Below are 22,108 nucleotides of genomic sequence, written 5' to 3'. Positions count from 1 at the left end.
GCAAACGCCTGCAGTCCGGTCTGTGCGCGGCCGAGGATGAGGGCGTGGACGTCGTGAGTGCCTTCGTAGGTGTTCACGGTTTCCAGGTTGACCATGTGACGGATCACGTGGAAATCGAGGCTGATGCCGTTGCCGCCATGCATGTCGCGCGCGTGGCGGGCGATTTCCAACGCCTTTCCGCAGTTGTTGCGCTTGATGATCGACACCATCTCCGGCGCAGCGTTGGCCTCGTCCATCAACCGGCCCACCCGTAGCGCCGCCTGCAGGCCCAGCGAGATCTCGGTCTGCATGTTGGCCAGCTTGAGCTGGAACAGCTGCGTCTGCGCCAGCGGCTTGTTGAACTGCTTGCGATCCAGCCCGTATTGACGCGCCGCGTGCCAGCAGAACTCGGCCGCGCCCATCGCGCCCCAGGCAATGCCATAGCGCGCCCGGTTCAGACAGCCGAACGGCCCCTTGAGACCCTCGACATTGGGCAGGAGCGCATCGTCAGCCACCGCGACATTGTCCATCACGATCTCACCCGTGATCGAGGCCCGCAACGAGGCCTTGTTCGCGATCTTGGGCGCGCTCAGACCCTTGGCGCCCTTCTCGAGCACGAAGCCGCGGATCTTGTCGCCATGCGCATCCGATTTGGCCCAGACCACGAACACATCCGCGATCGGCGCGTTGGAAATCCACATCTTCGATCCGTTCAGCACATAGCCGCCGTCAACCTTCTTGGCGGTGGTCTTCATGCTGCCGGGATCAGAGCCCGCATCCGGCTCGGTCAGGCCGAAACATCCGATATATTCACCGCTGGCCAGCTTGGGCAGGTATTTTTGACGCTGCTCTTCGCTGCCATAGGCATAGATCGGGTACATCACCAGCGAGCTTTGCACCGACATCATCGAGCGGTAGCCTGAGTCAATCCGCTCAACCTCGCGCGCGACCAGGCCATAGCTCACATAACCCGCGCCAATGCCGCCGTATTCCTCGGGGATCGTGGTGCCCAACAGGCCCATTTCGCCCATTTCACGGAAAATCTCGGGGTCGGTCTGCTCGTTCTCGAACGCCGCCGTCACACGCGGCATCAGCTTTTCATCGCAATAGGCCTTGGCCGCATCACGGATCATCCGCTCGTCTTCAAGCAGCTGACTTTCCAACAGGAAGGGATCTTCCCAGTTGAAGGCATTCAGGTCGGGTTTCGATTGGGGGGCGAGTTCTTTGGCCATGAAAGCCTCCTTCTTTGCCGCGCGCGGTGCGTCTCTTTGTGTTCGGGGCATCTGGCATCCGCTCCCGCAATCACCGCTTGCTTCACATGTTCACGCACCTATTGCGCATTTTTTTGAGCGCTTCTAGTTAAAAATTGCGCATCAGCTTCGAATCTGCCAAAACGTCTGCGAAACATTGAAGGAAACCCGCCCCGGATGGAAGAGCTTGACCTTGGCGCAACGCTACAGTTCCGTTCTTCCATGCTGGCGCACAGTCTAAGCCGATCTAAATGCCCTCCATCGCTCTCAGTAAAACCGCTAAAGGAAGCCCATGAAACCGCTCGAAGGTCTGAAAGTTGTCGAACTGGCCCGCATTCTCGCAGGCCCCTGGGTGGGTCAGTCTCTGGCCGATCTAGGTGCCGAGGTGATCAAGATTGAAGCCCCCGAGGGCGATGACACCCGTCGCTGGGGACCGCCCTTCATTGAGCGTGACGGTGACAAGACAGCGGCGTATTTCTATTCAGCCAACCGCGGCAAACGCTCGGTCACGATTGATTTTCGCTCTCCGGAAGGGCAGCAAAGGGTCCGCGACCTTGTGGCCGATGCCGACATCCTCATCGAGAATTTCAAGGTCGGGGGATTGAAGAAATATGGGTTGGACTATGCGTCGCTGTCAGAACTCAACCCTCGTCTGATCTATTGCTCGATCACCGGCTTCGGGCAGGACGGCCCATATGCCACGCGTGCCGGGTATGATTTCATGATCCAGGGCATTTCCGGCCTGATGTCGATCACCGGAGAACCAGAACGCCAGCCCCAGAAAGTTGGCGTTGCCGTCACCGATGTTGTCACCGGCCTTTACGGGACGATCGGCATCCTAGCTGCCGTCGAACAGCGCCACCGTTCGGGGCGTGGCCAACACCTCGACATGTCCCTGCTCGATTGTGCCACTGCGCTTCTGGCCAATCAGGCCATGAACTATCTGGCAACCGGCGCCAGCCCGACCCGCAAAGGCAACGCGCACCCCAACATTGCGCCCTATCAGGTGGTACCGACTTCGGACGGTCATATCATCATCGCCGTCGGCAATGACGGGCAGTTTCAACGCATGTGCGACGTGCTCAAGCGCGCAGACCTTGCTGCCAACCCGGACTTTACCAGCAACCAGTTGCGGGTTTCCAATCGTGACGATCTGACTTCCGAGATTGAGCAGGAGACCTGCAAGTTCACTTCCGCAGAATTGCTTGACGCTCTTGAGGCGGCCACGGTTCCGGCTGGTCCCATCAATGCAATCGGCGACGCGCTGAACGACCCGCAGATCAAGGCCCGTAGCATGGTGATCTCTCCCGAAGGCGTGCCGGGTGTGCGCGGGCCTTGGGTGTTTTCGGACGCGGAACTGGCGCTGGATCAGAGCGCACCGGTGCTGCCGCAATCGGACAGCAAATAAGCGCATCGGGGCGACATGGTCGCCCCGACATGTTCTCTCTTACATTTTGCACTCGGACGCATAGGCATCCGCGTGGTTTTCCAGACCAACCGCGATGATCTTGTTCGTAAAGATGTCGCCTTCCTGGATCACTTCACGCACATAAATGTCTTGGATCGGGTGGTGGTTGTTGCCAAATGCAAAATCGCCGCGCACCGAGTCGAATTCGGCCGCCTTCAGCGCTGCCCGGAACGCATCAGCGTCTTTCACATCGGCCTTGTCCATGGCCGAGAACAGCAGGTTCGCGGTATCAAACCCCTGACTGGCATAAAGAGACGGCAAGCGGCCATATTCGGCCTGGAAGCTTTGAACAAATGCCTTGTTTGCAGCGTTGTCGATATCCTTGTTCCACTGGCTCGTGTTCTTCACGCCGAGTGCTGCGCCACCAACAGCCTGCAGAATCCCTTGGTCAAAGCTGAAGGCTGGCCCCACAACAGGAAGATCGACACCGCTGTCCGCATATTGCTTGAGGAAGGAAATCCCCATGCCACCGGGCAGGAAAAAGAACACGCTATCTGCCCCGCTGGCCCGGATCTGGGCGATTTCGGCGGCATAATCAGTCTGTCCAAGTTTGGTATAGACTTCGCCAGCCAGTTCCCCGCCATATAGTCGCTTGTAGCCGGTCAACGCATCCTTGCCGGCTGGGTAGTTGGGCGCGAGAATGAAACTATTCTCATAGCCGGTGGCCTTTGCATATGCGCCCGCTGCTTCATGCAGGTTATCGTTCTGCCATGCCACGTTGAAATAGTTCGGGTGGCATCCCTTTCCGGCCAGCGCAGAAGGTCCGGCATTGGGCGACAGGTAGAACTTTCCCTGCGCAGTCGCCGCAGGAACAACCGCCATCGCAAGGTTCGACCAGATGATACCGGTCAGCACATCAACCTTTTCTGACTGGATCATCTTGTCTGCCAGTTGTACGGCGATATCCGGTTTGCGCTGGTCATCTTCGATGACAAGTTCAAGATCGTTGCGGTCAGCCTGCTTGACGGCCAGCAAGAACCCGTCGCGCACGTCGATCCCAAGTCCTGCGCCCCCTCCGGACAGCGTCGTAATCATCCCGACTTTGACATCCGCCGAAACGGCAGTTGCCAGCCCCATGGCAAGGGCCGCAGTGGCCAGCCTCGAAAATAACATGTCTAGTTCTCTCCCTATTGTCTTGACCATTGGACTTTGTGCGCTGCATGGCTCCAGGGTCAAGCGATCCTTCTTGTTGAGCGCCGGGAGACGCGCGGCATCACGTCAACGTGACGCGTCAAGTCTTGCCGAAAATGCTTCAATACAAGCCATTTGCTCGAAGAGCGTGCACTCTTAAAATGACCTGCAAAGATCAATCTCTGCTCGGTTTTGTGAGATGAATGGCGGAGCGACAGGGATTCGAACCCTGGAGACGGTTTCCCGCCTACACACTTTCCAGGCGTGCGCCTTCGACCACTCGGCCACCGCTCCGTGCTGCGCTCTTTAGCGTCCCACCACCACCATTGGCAAGGGGTCCCGGCACGAAAAACGACGCTCGGTTCGTTTCTTATGCAACAACGTCTTCAAACGCGTTCGATGACCTTGCCACAAGTCCTGTTGATCCCGTGGTATTCGGGGCAGGAGACATGTACTCAAGCCGCCTGCACCTATGTGCCGCAAGACGGCGGCTTCCGGCATATTTCGAAAAAACCGCAGAAATTTCTCACTTTTTCATTGGCTTGGAGAGATGCGCAGCAAACTCGCGGCGTCGGAACGGCTCAATCGTCCAACAAAATGTTTACGCGACGGTTCTGACGTCCCTTGTTCTCGATCTTGCCAAGTCGCACACGTCCGATTTCTGACGTGCGCGCAACGTGAGTCCCGCCGCAAGGTTGCAGATCAACCTGATCGACCCCCCTTCCGATCCATATGAGCCGAACGCGCCCCGCCCCCATGGGCGGCTTGACAGACATGGTCTTGACCAGCCCCGGATTGGCCTCGAGTTCCTGATCCGTGATCCAGCGTTGAGAAACTTGATAATCCTGATCGACAAGCGCATTGAGGGCCGCCTCCAGCGCCTCCTTGTCCTCGGGAGCCTCGGGCATATCGAAATCCAGACGTCCCTTGTCCGGTCCAATCGACCCGCCGGTCACGGGAAGTGGAATAACGACCGACAACAGGTGCAACGCCGTATGCACGCGCATATGCCGATAGCGCCGCGTCCAATCCAATTCCTGCTGTACGACAGCTCCCACAGGCGGCAAAGCTTGTGCCGCGGCGGGAACCAAAGCAATGTTGTCCCCATCCACTTTGACGGTCGTTGCCACGTCAAGACTGCCGCCGTTCCACATCAGTTGCCCGCTGTCGCCGGGCTGACCGCCGCCGGTTGGATAGAAAATTGATCGGTCCAGAACAACCCCACCCTCGGGCGTATATGCGACAACACAGGCCTCTGCTTCCTTGAGATATGCATCCTCACGAAACAACAACTCTGTCATCTGTTGTCCCCTTCCCCATCGGCGCCGCCGTCGAAATCCTGCATATCCGGCCGCATGGTTTCGCTCACCTGGGCTGTCTCGGCAGGTTTTTCCGGATTGGTGGATTTTTCTCCGGGAACGAGTGCCTCCGGATTGCGAATCCAGATGTCGCGCTGCGCAAACGGGATCTCGATCCCGGCTTCGACAAACCGACGGGCGATTTCATGGTTCATCTCAGATTTGACGGACAGCATCCAATTTACGTCTCGCAGAATTGCCCGAATTTCGAAATCCAGTGAATCCGCCCCGAACCCCTGAAAGACCACGTTGGGAGCCGGGTTGCCAAGAACCATCGGATGGGCTTCGGCAATTTCCCTCAGGATTCTCTCGACAAGCCGTGTGTCGGTTCCATACGCAACCCCGACCGGAACAATGACACGCCCGACGGTATTGCCGCGGGTGTAGTTCGTGACAGTTCCAGAAATCAGGTCCGAGTTCGGCACGATCACGTCCGTGCGGTCAAAGGTCTCGATCCGGGTCGAACGCACCGAAATATCGCGGACATACCCCATCTGCCCGCCGACCTCTATCCAGTCCCCTTCAGAAACCGGGCGTTCGATCAACAGGATGATGCCGCTGACAAAGTTCGACACGATGGTCTGAAGACCGAAACCAATGCCAACAGACAACGCACCCGCAACAATCGCAAGACCGGAAAGATCAATACCAGCCATCGCAACCGCGATGAGTGCGGCAAGGAAAATACCAACATAACCAACGCCCGACACCACGGCTGTTTGACCGCCAGCGTCCAAGCTGGTTTTTGGCAAAAGGTTGTTGCGTAGCGCACCCTGGAACATCCGCGTCAACGTGTAACCGATAACGAACACAATTACGAAGGTCAGGAAATCCACCGGCGTGATCCGGGTTTCCCCAATCGGGACACCTTCGAGGAACTGTTGCCAGAGTTCGGTCAACTCGAACATCCGCGCGCCCCAAATCAGGGCGAGCAGCGGAAATGCCAGCAGTACCAGGATCATCCCGATAAAAAACGGTGCGACGCCCTCTTCAACCGCAGCAAGACCCTTGCGAGAAAGCCACGCGTACAGATCTACAAAGAACTTTTGCAACACAAGCAGAAGCCCGTAGAGACCAAGGGTCTGAATATATGCGTACTGCCCAAGTTCGGCGAGACGCGCATAGCCCACGGCGGCCAGAATTGGCGTCGTGAATGCAACGACCAGCGTGATCATACGCAGTGTTGGTGCAAACCGAAAAATCCCGAGCCTGATATCCGCGGTCTCGTTCTCCTCCCGACGACGGACCACTTCGCGCAGGATCACTTGTCGAAGTCGAAAAAGAAGCAAGCTGGTGACAAGGATCGGAATGAAACCCACAACCGCGCGCGAAGAGTCAGGCAGGTTTTCGATCACTTCAAAAAGGCGCAGCACGTCAAACGTGACCAACATCACCCCCAAAGCGGTGAGATTTCTGCGCGCCGCTCCTCGGTTTTGGGTGCTCATTCCAAAGAAGCAATCTTCGTCGCGCTTCGGATAAAGCCTGTCTGCCAGCCATCGATACCCAAGAAGCATTGCGGCCCATTGGGGGACCTGCTCCAGTACCAATTGTCCGCGCAATCCAAGCACCTGGCTGGTCACCAGCGCGACGGATATGAGTAGAACACCCACAAGTGGAATAACGATACGGCCCAAAGACACGACAAAGCGCCAGACGCCCGTTCCGCGGCCACCAAGCCGGCGCAACTTGTTGCCGAACCACTCGGCCCAAGGACGACCTCTCAGAAGGAAGAGAAATCCGAATGCCAGAAGCACCAGAACCACCGGCGCGGATTTTCGCAACAGCTTTTGCTCGACCTTGTTTCGCAGGTTCACCCGCGTCTCTGTGATGACATCCCGGATTCCGTCCGCGTAGTCTTCAAGCGCCCGAGACCAATGTGCTGGGTTCAGCGGGCTTACCGTGCGTTGTAGAATTTGCGCAGCTCGCCTCTCTCGAATGAGCCTGTCGATTTCGCTTATGATCCCATCTGCCCGGGTGAAGTTCTCGCGTGTAATCAAAACAGGAACACGTAGTTCCTCCATCTTTTCCTTGATTTCCGCGCGCAGCGTGGCGATTTCGATTGGTTCCGCTTTCCCATCTTCAGGAGCCGGACCGAGCGCATCGAGTTGCGCTTGAAGCGTGTTGAGCCGCGCGGTGCTGTCATCGCGAGTTTTCGAAAAAATCGCCCGATAACCGGCAACTTCTTCGCGCAATCCTTCCAAAGCGGCAATCGACGCGCGGTTTGCCTCGATCGTGTTTTCCGCCCGTCGCGCCGTCGCAGTCCAGTCATTAAGAAAGTCGATTTGGCGTTGGGACAACCGTGTATGGCCCGCGCTCGTCAGAGCCTCTGAGGTCTGGTCGGCTTGCGACGCTTCGTCGGTCTCATTTCCTCCCGGCTCGGTCGCTTCTAGAGAGGGCGTATCCTGCTGCGCCAACAGGGGTGTTGCGCCCCCCCAGAAGACCAGAGCAACGAGAACACCGAGAAAGCGAACCAAGAACCCCATCTGTTTCCTCACACGTCTTCGAAGACACCCGGAATGCTGGATGGCCCCGTGTCTCCAAGCCATTCAGGCGCAGGCAACCCCTTTTCCCGCAGGAACGCGGGGTTAAACAGCTTGGACTGATAGCGGGTGCCATAGTCACACAGAACGGTCACGATTGTATGACCAGGCCCCATTTCCTTGGCCATCCGGATCGCGCCTGCGACATTCACACCAGATGACCCGCCAAGACAAAGACCCTCGTCCTGCAGCAGGTCAAAAACGACCGGCAATGCCTCTTCATCGGGAATCTGGAAGCTCATGTCAGGGGTAAACCCTTCGAGGTTGGCCGTGATACGACCCTGCCCGATACCTTCGGTAATCGACCCACCCTCGGCCTTGAACTCACCGGATGTGTAATAGCTGTACAATGCCGCGCCCATCGGATCGGCAAGACCGATCTTCACGCCCTTGGGTTGAAGCGCTTCTGCGACACCTGCCAGCGTGCCGCCAGACCCGACGGCACAGATGAATCCATCCACCTTGCCGTCGGTCTGGCGCCAGATCTCGGGGCCAGTGGTTTCCACATGTGCCTGTCGGTTGGCGACGTTGTCGAACTGGTTCGCCCAGATCGCGCCATTTGGTTCGGTTTTGGCGAGTTCTTCCGCTAGGCGCCCTGAATAACGGACGTAATTGTTCGGGTTCTTGTAAGGGGCAGCAGGCACCTGAACCAGCTCCGCACCGGCCAGCCGAAGCATGTCCTTCTTTTCCTGGCTTTGGGTTTCCGGGATAACGATCACCGTCTTGAACCCCATGGATGCGCCAACCAGAGCAAGCCCGATGCCAGTGTTTCCGGCCGTGCCCTCCACAATCGTACCACCGGGTTTCAAAGTGCCCCGCGCCAAAGCATCCCGAATGATAAACAGGGCCGCCCGGTCCTTGACCGATTGACCGGGGTTCATGAACTCGGCCTTCCCGAGGATCTCGCACCCGGTTGCCTCGCTGGCTTTGTTCAGGCGGATCAGGGGCGTATTGCCGATTGCCTCGGCCAGGTCACGCGCAAACTGCATTCGGACGTCCTTTCAAATCTGTCTTTTCCTGTGTAGGCAACCGGTGGTGGGAACTCAAGCCGCGCCGCGCAGTCTGTCCCTGTGTCGCGCAAGCCAAAGTGCAGCCAACGCCAAGGGCGCATTCACGATCTGCATCTCATCAACAAGCCGCATCAAGTCATTGAAACTAAAAATGAATGACCGAATGTCTTCGGCTTCTTCCTCAAGTCCGTTCACCCCTGCGACATCATCCGGAAGATCGGCAATCCCGACGTAGATGTCGAAATACTCCGTGCTGCACCCCGGGGATGCATAACAATGGGCGACCTCTTCCAGTCTGGAAAGCGTCAAACCGGCTTCTTCCATCGCCTCCCGGTGGGCGGTTTCTTCGGCGGTTTCATTGGTGTCGATCCGCCCGGCGATCGGCTCAAGCAGCCAGGGCTTCTGATCGCCCCGGGCAAAGGGCCCGGGGCGGAACTGTTCTATCAAAAGAACCCGATCCCGCACCGGGTCATAGGGCAACACGATTATCGCGTCTGTCGCCACAAAAACCTCGCGCCGTACCATCGCGCTCGTCGAGCCATCATAGCGCTTGAAGGCAAGGTCGTACTCTTCCAATGTATAGAACTCTGCAAATGGCCTTGCGACGTGTACATCACTCACATCCGCGCGAACCATTCCGCCGGGACTGTGGCCCAGATCGCAATTGCTGGCATTAACCTTGGCTGTTGCCCTTGCCTGAATCATGGACAGCATCTGGTCGACCTGCTCACGGCTACGCTGACCGAAATAACTCATTTCCTCCAGCGCACCGTAGACGGACCATTTCCCAAAGCATTCAATCCATTTTTCAAGCGACCAAGGCCCATCCGCGGTCCAAGCGCCCGGTGCAGGAAAAAAAACCTGCGCTTCTACCGTTTGCCCGTCAGCGGTCACCGTCATCTCTTCGAGATCATAGTCAAAACCGCCTTCGTAGAACTCCATCCGCGCGACATCGTCCGGTGTCAGGCTCCGCACGAGAATACCTTCGGCACCGTTTCCCCCCTTCCGGATCATCGGAAACACTTCGCCTGCCACCGCGCAAACCTCGTGTCCTGCAAGCGTTGCCGCGGTGACATCGAGATCCGCCGCATCACGCCCCAAAACGGCAGACAACAAGGGCACGTGTCGCAACGTGCCGTACAAAAACAATGACTTCATGAAATTATCTCCAGCGCCGATAGGCGAATTCCGTGATCAAACCGGATAGAACGGCACCGACGACCAAAGCAGTGATCACCTTGGTATCCAGCAGGGTGAAACTGTAATCTGCGGCAAGGGAAACGATGTCCTGAATGGCCGTGATCGGATCCTGATAACGCCTGTTCAGAGAGCGATCCAGCATCTCGATGGCGCCGAACAAAAGCAAACCCGCGATCACCAGCGTGATCACCCCAGTGATACCATTGTTGATGGCCATCGTGGTGCCCTTTCCGGCACGGGGACCCATGATTTTCCATCCAACCCACACACCAAGTCCCGCGCTTATCAGCGTGAAATGTCCAAAGTTGAACCCTTCGGGCATTTGCGGCTTGATGAGCTCGGACACCACCGCGCCAAGAATGGCAAGGCAGAGTGCGGCGACCAGGTTGTTGGCTGTAGGCATCAATTCGGTCTGGATATCGTGATTTGCGTTACGTCACAACTTCCACTGTGAAACGCCGCAGCGCAAGAGGTCAGATAGAAATTCCACATACGGCGGAACCGTTCGTCAAATCCCATGTGTTGAATATCATCCCATCTGTCATTGAAGGTTTCATACCAGCGCCGAAGCGTTTGGCTGTAGCTTTCACCGAACTCGACCGATTTCACCACGTTCATGCCCGCATTTTTCACCTCCTGTCGAAGCGCGCCTGGACTGGGTAACATGCCTCCTGGGAAGATATATTTCTGTATGAAATCAACACCTTTCCGATATGCATCAAAGCGCTCCTCGCTGATCGTAATGATCTGTAGCGTCGCCTGCCGCCCGGGCTTCAAACGGTCCCGCACCGTCTGGAAATAGACCGGCCAGTATTTTTCGCCAACCGCTTCGAACATTTCAATGCTGGCAATCCCGTCATATTGACCCGTCTCATCGCGGTAATCCTGAAGCTTGAACTCAACCATGCTGGAAAGACCCGCCTTTTCGATGCGTTCTCTAGCATACTTCAACTGCTCTTCCGAAATGGTCAGTCCGGTAACTTTGAGCCCCCGCTCCCTTGCGGCATATTCCGCGAAACCGCCCCATCCGCACCCAATTTCAAGCACATGATCCCCCGGCTGTGCTCCCATCTGATCCACCATGGATGCGTATTTCGCGGTTTGCGCTGCCTCCATGCTTTCCTGCCCGGTCTCAAACAGGGCCGAGGAATAAGTCATCGTATCGTCCAACCAAAGCGCGTAGAACTCGTTTCCCAGATCGTAATGGAACGAAATGTTCTTGCGCGCCTGCCGCTTGGTGTTGGAGTTCATCCAGTGGCGTAGCTTTTCAAAGGCCCGGACAAAGAACATACCCGGAAAACCGTCATAGAGTTCGTCATTATCGGTCCGAAGGAAATCGCAGAACGCCTGCAGGTCCGGCGTGCTCCACCAGCCTTCGATGTAGGCATCACAGAAACCAAGCTCACCTTCTCGCATCAGGCGCGCAAATGTATCGCCATTGTGCACGTGCAATTCGCAGACCGGCCCCGGATTTGGTCCCTCGGCGCGAAATTTGCGCCCGTCCGGCATCACAAAATCAATCCGCCCGTGATTGATCTTGGTCGCCATTTCGAAAACGGCGGGGAAATACCTGGGCAATTCGCTCTGGTTCTTGGTGGTGGTCAGGTGCATCCGCTTCCTCCCATGCGCGGTTTGGTCTCAAGGCTAGGCGTTAATTTGCCGGATCGGCAAGAATTTATTGCGATTTGAAGTTTTCATAGGCGGCAAGTGCCGCCGCGCGCCCTTCTTTAAGGGCCACAATTGGCGCCTTTGGGGCTTCGACTGAATCAAGGTGCCAGCTCTGTGGCGCCGCCTCAAAAAACTGCAAGGCGGTTTGTGTCGGCTTTTCATAGGGTTCGGCAAGCCACCTGCGCCGGTACCGTGCCTTGGGATCAAATTTGTCGGCTTGCGTGTCCGGGTTGTAAATCCGGAAATACGGTGCAGCGTCCGGCCCTGATCCGGCCACCCATTGCCATCCCATCGCGTTCGATGCTGCGTCCCAGTCCACGAGACATGCCTCAAACCAGGCAAGTCCCAAGCGCCAGTGAACCCCAAGGTGTTTTGTCAGGTAACTCGCCGCGACCATACGGGCACGATTGTGCATTTTCCCGGTCACATACATTTCGCGCATGGCCGCGTCGACAATTGCCACACCGGTCCGTCCTTGGCACCAGGCCAGAAACTTGGGATCAGAACTGTCTTCGATCCATGGAAACGCGTCCCATTCGCGGCGCCAGTTGTCCTGCGCCAGATTCGGGAAATGCCACATCAGGTGCCACGCAAATTCTCGCCAGACCAGTTCCTTCAGGAAATGTTCCGCCCCCTGCTCGCCTTCCTGCATGGCGCGCTGTGCCAAGTGCCAGCATTGCGCCGGGCTGATCTCGCCTAAGCTGAGTGCATCGGAGAGCTCCGACGTGGCACCCCGGTCCAAAAAATCGCGTTCGGCCTTGTATGCGCCGATTCTCTCATCGATGAACCGGTGCAGTTTGTTTAGCGCCGACCGCTCTCCGGCCTGCACATGTTCGGCCACAATCGCCCGACCCCGGTGCATGTCCCGTGACAGGTGCCAGTCTTCCAGCTGGTCCGATGACGGCCCCTTGTCCATCCCGACCAGCTTGGGAACCGGCAACACATCCGGAACCGCCCGGGCCCGCACGGCTTTCCAGAAAGGGGTATAGACCCGGTACGGCCCGCCCTGCCCGGTCTCGACCGTCCAGGGTTCGAACAAGAGCGTTCCGGCAAAACTCCGGGCGTCGATCCCATCCCTGCTCAGCTCTTCCTTGATCGCAGTGTCAATCGCGACTCCAGCCGGGTCATAGCGGCGGCTCCAGAAGACAGCAGTTGCCCCGGTCTCGGCAATCATCTCGCTCAGAACCTCGTGCGGATCGCCGCGCCGGAAGATCATCGAAAGCCCGTGCGCCTCAAGATCCGAGGCCAAAGCCTTCAACGACATCTCAAGGCGCATTTTCGAAGCCGCCCCAAGCGCTTCCACGGATGCGTCATGTATGAACAACGGCACAATCGTGCCACGCTCCGCCGCCGCGCTCAGCGCGCGGTGATTTTCCAGCCGCAGATCACGCCTGAACCAAAAGATGGTCGTGTGCTCGGTCCCCATGGTGCCCCCGTAATTTTTCAATTGATACGGGGGCTTCTGGGCATTGGATCACAAAACGGCTTCCAGCGCGTTCAATAGCTGATCGACCTCGCCTTGGGTCGTGTAATGCACGAAACTGACGCGCAGGACCCCTTTGTCCATATCAACCTTCTGTGCTTCGAGCGCACGGTTGGCATAGAAATCGCCACCGCCGGCCATAACGCCATGATCCGCCAGATTAGCCGCGAGCTCTTCTCCCGGCACATTGGCCGCGATTGTCACGGTTGGCGCGCGCTTTTCTGCCTCGGACGGACCGATAAGGCGCACGGAATTGCGGGACTGCACATAGTCAAGAACCGGCTGCAATAACGCGGTCTCATGCGCGCGCATGAGGTCATGCACAGCAGCCCCGGTTGCGGCGGTCGTTTCACCAAGAACGCCGTGATGAGCCGCCAGCGCCTCGGCATAGTCCACCATCCCCGCACAAGCGGCGACCTGGGCGTGATCCGGACCAGCCGGGGTGAACCGTTTGTAAAGCACATCCGCATTGAAGTAGTGCGCCTGATTGGGCAGGAGCATGCCAAGGTTACGGCGGATCACCATGACGCCTTGATGCGGGCCATAGGTCTTGTAGGCGGAAAACAGGTAGATGTCGGGCCCTAGCGCACCAACATCCGGCAAACCGTGCGGCGCGTAACTCACGCCATCGACACACACAAACGCACCTGCCGCATGCGCAAGGGCCGCAATCTCACCGACCGGATTGATTTCTCCGACGACGTTCGAACAATGCGGAAAACAGACCAGCCTGACCCGGTCGTCCAGCAGGTCGGACAGGTGCTCGGGATTGAGATGCCCGGTTTCGGGGTCAATCTTCCACTCCCGCACCTCGATACCGTCCTCTGCCAACCGTCGCCATGGGCCGGTATTGGCCTCGTGATCCTGATTGGTCACGATGATCGCGTCACCCGGATCCATCCATTTCCGAAAGGCCTGCGCCAATACATAAGTGTTCTGGGTCGTCGAAGGACCAAAGCTGACTTCGTCTGTCTCCACACCCAGCATCGCCGCAAGACGCGCACGGGATTCATCCATCTCCGCCCCGGCAAGTTCTGAAGCTTGATAAGGCGCATAGGGCTGCACTTTGCGCTGGGTATAGAACCGGGTTAGCCGGTTGATCACCTGCCCGCAGGTATAGCTGCCCCCGGCATTCTCAAAAAACGCCTGCCCCTCAAGGGACGGTTCGGAAAATGCCGGAAACTGTTTCCGGACAAAATCGACATCCAACATGACTCACCTCTCGCTTTCGCGGTGAGAAAATCGGCCTTGTCGCAGAAGGTCAAGCCTGTCCAATCACGCAAGCGCGGCCCGGATCTTGTCCGCGTGCTGTTTCAAAACGGCAAAATCCGCCATTTGGCCCGGCGGGCGCAGCTTCACACCCTCGTGGCGGGGCAGGATATGGAAATGCAGGTGATATACCTCCTGCCCGCCCGCCGGTTCATTGAACTGCTGCAGGGTGATGCCCTCGGCCCCAAATGCCTCTAGGCACGCATGGCTCACCTTTTGCACCGTTTTCATACAGGCCAACAGCTGTTCAGGCGACGCATCCAGCATGTTCCGGCAGGGCGTTTTCGGGATCACCAGACAATGCCCGTCGGCACGCGGCATGATATCCATGAACACGAAAGTGTCCGCGTCTTCATACAGCTTTTCGCTTGGGATTTCACCGCGCAGGATCTTGGCAAAGATATTGTCGTTGTCATAAGCCATCAGGACACCTTTCTGTCGCGCTGAAATTCTGTGAACCGGGGGCAAGCTGCCCCTGTATCGTTCTTTTCGAGGTTCGCGCGGACGAGGTCAAGCAACCTCACCCGTGCGACACCGCGGTCAGCGCCCCATGCCATAAAATTCTTCATTGGGGCGCATCGAGATGAAATTGGCCATTCGGTTCGACAGGCCAAAGAAGGACGTGACCCCAGCAATATCCCAGATATCCTCGTCGCTGAACCCGTGGGCACGCAGCGTTTCGAAGTCGCCCTCGCAAATCGCACGGGCATCGTTCGACACTTTTATGGCAAAATCCAGCATTGCCATCTGCCGTGGCGTGATATCAGCCTTGCGATAATTAGCGGCAACCTGGTCGGCAATGGTCGCATCCTTGGCCCGAATACGCAGGATCGCCCCATGCGCGACCACGCAATACTGGCAGCTATTGTCACTCGACGTCACCACCACGATCATTTCGCGATCCGCCTTGGTCAAACCGCTGTCTTTCTCCATCAGAGCGTCATGGTAAGCCATGAAGGCGCGGAATTCGTCGGGACGATGGGCCAGAGTCAGGAACACGTTGGGAATAAACCCTGCTTTCTCCTGAACGCCAAGCATCAAGTTTCGGATGTCTTCGGGAAGGTCGTCAAGCGCTGGCACGGGATAGCGGCTGATGGGTTTGTCGGTCATAGACTTGGTCCTTTCAAAAATAATGTGCAGGCGAAAAATCATGCGCGGCAAAGGCCCCGTGGTCGTGCCACGGGAACTTTGCAAAAATGTATCAGGCGATCAGCCGTTCACATCCACCACGACGCGGCCCTGAACCTGCCCCTTGAGGATATCCGCCCCCAGTTGCGGCAGGTCTTCCAGCCTTGCAGGCCGGATCATCGCTTCAAGCTTGTCCATGGGCAGATCGCTGGCGATCCGTTTCCAGGCGCGAACCCGATTGTCATAGGGCTGCATCACGGAATCGATTCCCAAAAGGTTCACCCCGCGCAGAAGGAACGGAATGACGGTCGCAGGCAGCGCCGCCCCACCGGCAAGCCCCACCGCGCCCACACTGGCTCCGTATTTCAACTGCCCCAGCACGCGGGCCAGCATCTCGCCGCCCACCGCATCAACACAGCCCGCCCATGTTTCCGCTTCCAACGGGCGCTTTGTGGTTTCGTTGAGCTCTTCGCGGGCCACGATCCGCGCTGCACCAAGGGATTTGAGGTAGTCCTCTGTATCCGGCCGCCCCGTGACACCGGCCACCTCGTAGCCCAGGTTGGCAAGAATGGCTGTCGCCACCGAACCAACGCCCCCTGCGGCCCCTGTCACCAGCACAGGCCCCTGCCCGGGTTTCAACCCATGGTCTTCCAATGCCATAACAGCCAGCATCGCGGTAAAACCCGCCGTCCCCACGGCCATCGCCTGTTTGGTGCTCAGCCCTTCGGGCAAAGGCACCAGCCAGTCACCCTTGACCCTCGCCTTCTGGGCATATCCACCCCAATGGATCTCGCCCACGCGCCAACCGGTCAGGACAACCTTGTCACCGGGCTTGTACCGCGCATCCTCCGAGGTCTCGACAGTTCCCGCAAAATCAATGCCCGGCACATGCGGATACTTACGCACCAGCCCGCCCCCCTTTGCCGACAGGCACAGACCGTCCTTGTAGTTAACGGTCGAGTATTCGACTGCCACGGTGACATCGCCTTCCGGCAACTGGTCTTCACCGATTTCCTTGAGTTGTGCTTCTGCCAAACCCTCGGCGTTTTGTTCCATTACCAATGCCTTGAACATCAAAATCTCCTATCTTTCGTCGCAACCAGGTCCCGACTTCATCTCGTCCAATTGACCAGCGCCCCTAGGGCGCCGGCGTTGCTTATCTGTCTTCAGGTCCAGAACGCCTCGAACACCGTGGCGGGGCGCACCCCATCCGGTGTGATGACGTCCAATTCCGTGCCGGCATTCCAATGGGTCATTCGCACCATGCCGATTGCCACGTTCGTATTGTAATCCGGCGACCATGCGGCGCTGCTGATATCACCGACATGAAGATCGCCATCCATCACCGGCCAAAGTCGATCACAGGGCGGCACTGCTTCGCCGTGGATCTCGATCGGGCGGATTTGCTTCACCGGCCCTTCCTTGGCAACCCGCAGCAAGGCATCCCGCCCGACGCAGCCAATCGCACTCTGCGTGTTACAGAAGCGCCCCAGACCACATTCGTGGGGTGTATTGTCGTCGGTCATGTCATTGCCGTAACTCAATAATCCCCCTTCGATCCGTTCGATCAGGTTGGGGCAGCCTGCATGCACATCCAGATCCTTGCCCGCTTCGAAGAGCGCATTCCACAGGGGCATTCCGAGATCTCCGCCCTCGACATAAATCTCGAACCCGCCCTGCTTGGAATAGCCTGAACGTGCAATAACAAGGTCACGACCCTGGAACTCGAACCAGCCAAATCTGAAGAACCGCACGTCCCGGATCTTGTCACCAAAGACCCGCGCCATCAGATCGTCGGCCTTGGGCCCCTGCACCGCCAGCGGCGACACATCCGGCTCGTCCACAAGTACATCCAATCGGTACCCATGGGCGATCGCCTTGACCCAAAGCAAAAGGTCGCTGTCCGCGATGGAAACCCACCAACGGTCGTCAGCCAGCTTGACAGCCACCGGATCGTTCAACATGCCACCCGTTTCATCCACGATGGGCACGTAATAACACTGTCCGGGCAGCATGCCGCGCAGGTCGCGCGGGGTCAAAATCTGCATGAGACGACTGGCGTCGGGGCCACGCAGTTCGACTTGGCGTTCACAGGCCACATCCCAGACCTGAACCGCCTCCTTCAGGTGGCGATAGTCCTCCTGCACCGACCGGAACACGGTCGGCAGGAGCATGCGGTTATAAACAGTATACCCCTTGACACCGGCGGCTTCGACACCGTCGGAAAAGGGAGTGCGCCGCAGACGGCGCGAGGGGGCAATCAAAGCCATACAGGATCCTCCGGCGGGAACACCGGGTCGGTGCCCACAGTTGTTTGACACGCCGCTGTCACGGGATCATCTCCCTGTCCGCGGTGATCAGATGGTTGGTTGAACTGCGCGCCGAACGACGCCTTCGGCCACGTTTCCAGTTTCACTGTGCTGTTGGCAGGCCAACACCCGCCGAACATGCCTACGATATGGGCAGCAAGCATTTTCGCAATCTCCCCCGATGCGACTCACCTCTTGCCATCAAAATGTCAGACATTTAAAGTTCGAGCAAACAATAAATGTCTGACAAATGAAAATTGACCCCAAGAGCCGTTCCGATCTCTCCGCCCAAATCGCCAAGGCCATTCGCGACGCGATCATCTCGGGCGACCTGATCGTGGATGAACGCCTGCCGTCCGAAGCCGAGCTTGCGGACCAGTTCGACGTCTCTCGCCCGACGGTGCGCGAAGCGCTCAAACGCCTTGCCGCGCAGAACCTGATCCGCACCCAGCGCGGGGCCACCGGCGGCGCTTTCGTGCGGCGCCTGAGCTATGACGAGGCCTATGCCCACCATATCACGACCTCGACCCTGCTGTTGTCCATGAATGCGGTGGACTTTCAGACAGCCTGCGAAGCGCGGTTCGCACTCGAGCGGGCCTGCGCGCCCCTTTCTGCCGAGCGCCGCACCCCGGACCATCTGGCGACAATGCGCGCCGAGATCCATCGTCAAGGCCAGCCGGGCCTGTCGGATGAAAGCTTTTGTGACAGCGACGTCGCCTTTCACCGCGCCCTTGTCGACGGCGCCTCCAATCCTGTCCTGTCCTACCAACTCGCGGGTGCAGTCGAGGCGATGCAGCCCTTGATGAACATGATTACCTTCACCCAACGCAACCGAGACGTGATTGTTGCTCTGCACACCAGAATTGCCGATGCCATCGAGGCCCGGGATGCCGCCAGCGCGGACGCGGCCCTGTCCGAGCTGACAGCCTGCACACTCCAGCTTGGCAGGGATGCCATGGCCGCTCGCGCGGCACGCGCATCGCCATGACCCAATGCGGAAGCCTACATATTCTCGTTGGCAAAGTGGCGGCCGGGAAATCAACCTTGGCCGCCAAACTGGCGCTTGACCCGGCGACCGTGGTTATTTCCGAAGACCAATGGCGTCCGAACTCTTCGGCCCGGATATGTCCTCTCTCGCGGATTACGTGCGCTATTCTGCCCGGTTGCGCGCGGCCATGACCCCACACGTGACCGGATTGCTGCGTGCGGGCGTCTCAGTGGTTCTGGACTTCGGAGCCAACACGCTTGAAAGCCGTGCCTGGCTGCATGATATCCTAAAGGACAGCGGCTGTCCCCACGTTCTCCATTATCTGGACGTTCCAACCGAAACCTGCCGTGCGCGCCTGCGCATCCGAAATGCCTCAGGCACTCACCCGTTTTCCGTCAGCGAAGAACAGTTTGAACACATTACCCGGCATTTTGTTGCACCGTCACTGGACGAAAACTTTAACATCACAACATATACCTTTGAGTAAGTTAACAATTTCAAATTTGATCTTGTCGGGGCATTGGTGAGCTTCTCGAAATCTGCGGCTTGCAACGGAACGGATCGGGACTTATATCTTGGACGTTCCCTCGGGAACTATGGACATAAACGCGCTCGTAATAAGCGGATCGGACCCGGGGGCGGTACCCGGCGGCTCCACCAAAACCCTTCATTTGGGGGTCATGGGGCCGAAACAGGATCGACGAACGTCTAAAGGGGTTAGCTTTGTCTCGGCTGTCTGCCACCGTTATCGGCGAAACTTGTACAATTGCAAATGACAATCGTGCTCCGGTTGCAGTTGCTGCGTAAGCAGTAACAAGACCGAAACTTAAGTCCTGATGCCTAGCAGCGTCAGGCGGGGTTCGCAGGCACCTGGCAACAGAAGCCTGCACTTTCTCCCGTTAACCTGTCGATCATTCTTTCGCGTTATGCCTGTGTCAGACATTCCGCAGCTAGGCAGGTATTTCTCATGGAAAAGCGTGACATCTTACAGGAATGGTATCAGCGCGTCTGGATCGACGCCGACCTCGATGCCATTGACGAGTTATTCAGCCCGGACACACAGGCACAGGGGTTGTTGCCCGACTTGCAGGTGGGTCCGGATGATTTTCGCGAACTTGTCCCGATGTTCCTCGATATGGTCGAAGATCCCAAGGTATCCCTCGACAAGGTCATGGAAGACGGCGACTGGGCTTCGGCCTTGTATTCGATGCGCGTGACCAACCCCGCCAATGGTCAGCCCGTAATCGGTTCGGGACAGCTTTTCGCCCGGTTCGAGGGCGACAAGATGGTGGAAACCTACAACAGCTTCGACTTCATGAGCTTCTTTGAGCAAATGGGGCTGCTGCCGGAACAGTCGATGGCGCTCTGCCTGACGGGTCAACGGATCGGATAAAGTCCGAATCGCCTTGCTTTTTGCACCGCATCGTGGTGCCAAAACAGCATGGCGCGCACCACTGACCTTTCTCACCTGTTTTCCGTGTTCGGGCGGATTGGGCTCCTGTCATTTGGTGGTCCTGCGGCCCAGATCAGCCTGATGCACCGTGAACTGGTGGATCGGACAGGCTGGCTTTCCGAAAAAGATTTTCTGGGCGCCCTCTCCTTCTGCATGTTGCTTCCCGGCCCCGAAGCCATGCAACTCGCCACGTTCTGTGGTTGGAAGATCCGCGGCACGGCGGGTGGTCTGCTCGCGGGTCTGCTTTTTGTTCTGCCCGGCGCGTTGGTCATCGCTGCCCTTGCCGCGCTCTACATCACTTTCGGAAATGTGCCGTTGGTTCAGGCCGCGTTTTTGGGCGTCAAGGCGGCGGTTGTCGCCATCATCCTGCAAGCCTTGGTTCGTCTCTCCCGAAAGGTTCTTACCGGCCCCCAGGAATGGGGCATGGCACTTGCCAGCTTCATCTGCCTTTATGCCGGATGGCTTCCTTTTCCGGCCGTGATTGCGGCCGCTGCGCTTATCGGAATGGCGCGCGCCACCGAACAACAGACCCCAGCCTTATCACCCGCGCGCGCCCCGGTTTCCAGGACCTTCCGAACCATCTTGATCTGGGGCACGCTCTGGCTGGCCCCGATTGGCTTTCTCCACCTCGTCAATGCGACATTCCTTTGGGACGTGGCGGTATTTTTCTCCAAGCTGGCGGTTGTGACATTTGGCGGCGCCTACGCAGTACTGGCCTATATGGTGCAAGCCGTCGTTCAGGATCATGGCTGGATCAGCACCGGGGAAATGATCGACGCGCTTGGGCTTGCAGAGACAACCCCCGGCCCGCTGATCCTCGTCACGCAATTCGTAGCCACTCTCGCCGGACATCATCAGGGCGGCGCAACCCTCGCTGCGCTTGCTGGCATCACGGCTCTATGGTGCACATTTACCCCTTGTTTTCTGTGGATATTCGCCGGTGCTCCACATGTAAGCCGCATTCTCGCCAATCCGCGCCTATCCGCCGGGCTGCATTTCATTTCCGCCGCGGTGACCGGCGTCATCATCAATCTGAGTCTGTGGTTCACGCTGAACCTCCTCTTCAAAACAGTCACGCCGCATCCGGTGCCCCTACCCAACCTATCCAGCTTTTCCCCCTTCATGGCGGCCCTCGTTGGCCTCGCCTGCTTGATGCTGTTTGCCTTGCGACTTCCCCTTCTCGCGGTGCTTGCGCTCTGCGCTTTCGCAGGGCTCGTTCCCAACCTCCTCTGAGAGCAAAAATTTGCCCGCCCTCATCTTTTGTTTCCCGACGAATCTTCTATTGTAAATGCAGCCCTTATCGAGAAAGCCGCCATGTCCCGAAGCATCGACTATGGAAACCTCATGCACCGCGCCATGCGCAGCCTGATTCAGGAAGTGCTGAGCGATGTGCAGAAAAACGGTCTTCCCGGTGAGCACCACTTTTTCATCACCTTCGACACGCAACACCCTGATGTAGAAATCGCGGATTGGTTGTCAGACCGCTACCCGGGTGAAATGACCGTGGTCATGCAGCACTGGTACGACAATCTCGAGGTTGGAGACGAGGGATTCGGGGTCACGCTGAACTTCGGGGATTCACCGGAGCCGCTGTACATTCCCTATGACGCGATCAAGACATTCGTGGACCCCTCGGTCGAATTCGGTCTGCGCTTCGAAACGCAGGAAGACGATGAGGACGACGATCTCGACGACCTGCTCGAGGAAAAAGACCTCGAGGCGGACGAAGAAGACTCCCCTCGCAAGGAAGCCGACGTTGTCAGCCTGGACAGCTTCCGCAAATAGCATCCGCCCGCGACGATTTGCATCCGCCTGTTAGCGGTATCCCACGGTATACAGTATTGCACTTTACGCCCCGTCCGGTATGACAAACG

Annotated in this window: 20 protein-coding genes, 1 tRNA gene and 1 other RNA gene; 7 read left to right on the top strand and 15 right to left on the bottom strand. The window is 57.9% G+C overall.

What is annotated here, in order from left to right:
- A partial coding sequence (locus BMZ35_RS12475) for an acyl-CoA dehydrogenase (RefSeq protein WP_093094174.1) occupies positions 1-1,211 on the bottom strand: 1,211 nt, incomplete at its 3' end.
- Between the two features lie 310 nt (positions 1,212-1,521).
- Between BMZ35_RS12475 and BMZ35_RS12470 the strand changes: the two genes are divergently transcribed.
- Positions 1,522-2,637, top strand: coding sequence for a CaiB/BaiF CoA transferase family protein (locus tag BMZ35_RS12470; RefSeq protein ID WP_093094173.1), 1,116 nt, complete (start codon positions 1,522-1,524; stop codon positions 2,635-2,637).
- Positions 2,638-2,676: 39 nt separating this feature from the next.
- Here the strand turns inward: BMZ35_RS12470 and BMZ35_RS12465 are convergent, their stop codons facing one another.
- The 14 genes from BMZ35_RS12465 to BMZ35_RS12400 form a co-directional block, all read right to left on the bottom strand.
- Positions 2,677-3,810, bottom strand: coding sequence for an ABC transporter substrate-binding protein (locus BMZ35_RS12465; RefSeq protein WP_093094172.1), 1,134 nt, complete (start codon positions 3,808-3,810; stop codon positions 2,677-2,679).
- A gap of 222 nt (positions 3,811-4,032) precedes the next feature.
- Positions 4,033-4,122, bottom strand: a tRNA-Ser gene (locus BMZ35_RS12460).
- Positions 4,123-4,409: 287 nt separating this feature from the next.
- Positions 4,410-5,129 (bottom strand): alanyl-tRNA editing protein, encoded by a 720-nt coding sequence (locus BMZ35_RS12455; RefSeq protein ID WP_093094171.1) that lies wholly within the window; start codon positions 5,127-5,129, stop codon positions 4,410-4,412.
- Positions 5,126-7,669 (bottom strand): DUF3772 domain-containing protein, encoded by a 2,544-nt coding sequence (locus tag BMZ35_RS12450; protein ID WP_165610072.1) that lies wholly within the window; start codon positions 7,667-7,669, stop codon positions 5,126-5,128. The genes BMZ35_RS12455 and BMZ35_RS12450 overlap by 4 nt, the downstream gene beginning before the upstream one ends.
- An 8-nt stretch (positions 7,670-7,677) precedes the next feature.
- Positions 7,678-8,715: a cysteine synthase A gene (locus BMZ35_RS12445; RefSeq protein WP_093094169.1), complete on the bottom strand. Its 1,038-nt coding sequence runs from the start codon at positions 8,713-8,715 to the stop codon at positions 7,678-7,680.
- Positions 8,716-8,769: 54 nt separating this feature from the next.
- Complete coding sequence (locus BMZ35_RS12440; RefSeq protein ID WP_093094168.1) at positions 8,770-9,894, bottom strand: NUDIX domain-containing protein; 1,125 nt, start codon at positions 9,892-9,894, stop codon at positions 8,770-8,772.
- Positions 9,895-9,898: 4 nt separating this feature from the next.
- Positions 9,899-10,339 (bottom strand): TrgA family protein, encoded by a 441-nt coding sequence (locus BMZ35_RS12435; RefSeq protein WP_093094167.1) that lies wholly within the window; start codon positions 10,337-10,339, stop codon positions 9,899-9,901.
- Entirely contained in the window at positions 10,339-11,547 is a 1,209-nt protein-coding gene (locus tag BMZ35_RS12430; protein ID WP_093094166.1) for an SAM-dependent methyltransferase, read from the bottom strand. The genes BMZ35_RS12435 and BMZ35_RS12430 overlap by 1 nt, the downstream gene beginning before the upstream one ends.
- 64 nt (positions 11,548-11,611) lie before the next feature.
- Positions 11,612-13,030 (bottom strand): cryptochrome/photolyase family protein, encoded by a 1,419-nt coding sequence (locus BMZ35_RS12425; protein ID WP_093094165.1) that lies wholly within the window; start codon positions 13,028-13,030, stop codon positions 11,612-11,614.
- Between the two features lie 48 nt (positions 13,031-13,078).
- Positions 13,079-14,299 carry an aminotransferase class V-fold PLP-dependent enzyme gene (locus BMZ35_RS12420; protein WP_093094164.1) on the bottom strand — a complete coding sequence of 407 codons (1,221 nt, stop codon included), beginning with the start codon at positions 14,297-14,299 and terminating at the stop codon, positions 13,079-13,081.
- 63 nt (positions 14,300-14,362) lie between these two features.
- A complete protein-coding gene (locus BMZ35_RS12415; protein WP_093094196.1) occupies positions 14,363-14,782 on the bottom strand; it encodes an HIT family protein in 420 nt (139 codons plus the stop codon).
- 114 nt (positions 14,783-14,896) lie between these two features.
- Positions 14,897-15,466 carry a peroxidase-related enzyme gene (locus BMZ35_RS12410; RefSeq protein ID WP_093094195.1) on the bottom strand — a complete coding sequence of 190 codons (570 nt, stop codon included), beginning with the start codon at positions 15,464-15,466 and terminating at the stop codon, positions 14,897-14,899.
- Positions 15,467-15,565: 99 nt separating this feature from the next.
- Positions 15,566-16,558, bottom strand: a complete 993-nt coding sequence (gene acuI / locus BMZ35_RS12405) for an acryloyl-CoA reductase (protein WP_093094163.1) — start codon at positions 16,556-16,558, stop codon at positions 15,566-15,568.
- A gap of 92 nt (positions 16,559-16,650) precedes the next feature.
- Positions 16,651-17,754, bottom strand: a complete 1,104-nt coding sequence (locus BMZ35_RS12400; protein WP_093094162.1) for a dimethylsulfoniopropionate demethylase — start codon at positions 17,752-17,754, stop codon at positions 16,651-16,653.
- A gap of 289 nt (positions 17,755-18,043) precedes the next feature.
- Between BMZ35_RS12400 and BMZ35_RS12390 the strand changes: the two genes are divergently transcribed.
- From BMZ35_RS12390 to BMZ35_RS12365, 6 genes are all read left to right on the top strand, one after another.
- Positions 18,044-18,781, top strand: coding sequence for a FadR/GntR family transcriptional regulator (locus BMZ35_RS12390; protein ID WP_093094160.1), 738 nt, complete (start codon positions 18,044-18,046; stop codon positions 18,779-18,781).
- Between the two features lie 109 nt (positions 18,782-18,890).
- Positions 18,891-19,268, top strand: coding sequence for a P-loop nucleotide/nucleoside kinase family protein (locus BMZ35_RS12385; RefSeq protein WP_341350633.1), 378 nt, complete (start codon positions 18,891-18,893; stop codon positions 19,266-19,268).
- A gap of 55 nt (positions 19,269-19,323) precedes the next feature.
- Positions 19,324-19,672, top strand: a transfer-messenger RNA (tmRNA) gene (gene ssrA / locus BMZ35_RS12380).
- 76 nt (positions 19,673-19,748) lie between these two features.
- Complete coding sequence (locus BMZ35_RS12375; protein WP_093094159.1) at positions 19,749-20,174, top strand: ester cyclase; 426 nt, start codon at positions 19,749-19,751, stop codon at positions 20,172-20,174.
- 48 nt (positions 20,175-20,222) lie between these two features.
- Entirely contained in the window at positions 20,223-21,467 is a 1,245-nt protein-coding gene (gene chrA / locus BMZ35_RS12370) for a chromate efflux transporter (protein ID WP_093094158.1), read from the top strand.
- 81 nt (positions 21,468-21,548) lie between these two features.
- Complete coding sequence (locus BMZ35_RS12365) at positions 21,549-22,019, top strand: SspB family protein (protein WP_093094194.1); 471 nt, start codon at positions 21,549-21,551, stop codon at positions 22,017-22,019.
- Positions 22,020-22,108 lie beyond the last annotated feature (89 nt).

It is taken from the genome of Shimia aestuarii (assembly GCF_900114635.1).
GTDB classification, from domain to species: Bacteria; Pseudomonadota; Alphaproteobacteria; order Rhodobacterales; family Rhodobacteraceae; genus Shimia; species Shimia aestuarii.
This window is presented reverse-complemented; position numbering and strand designations above follow the sequence as displayed.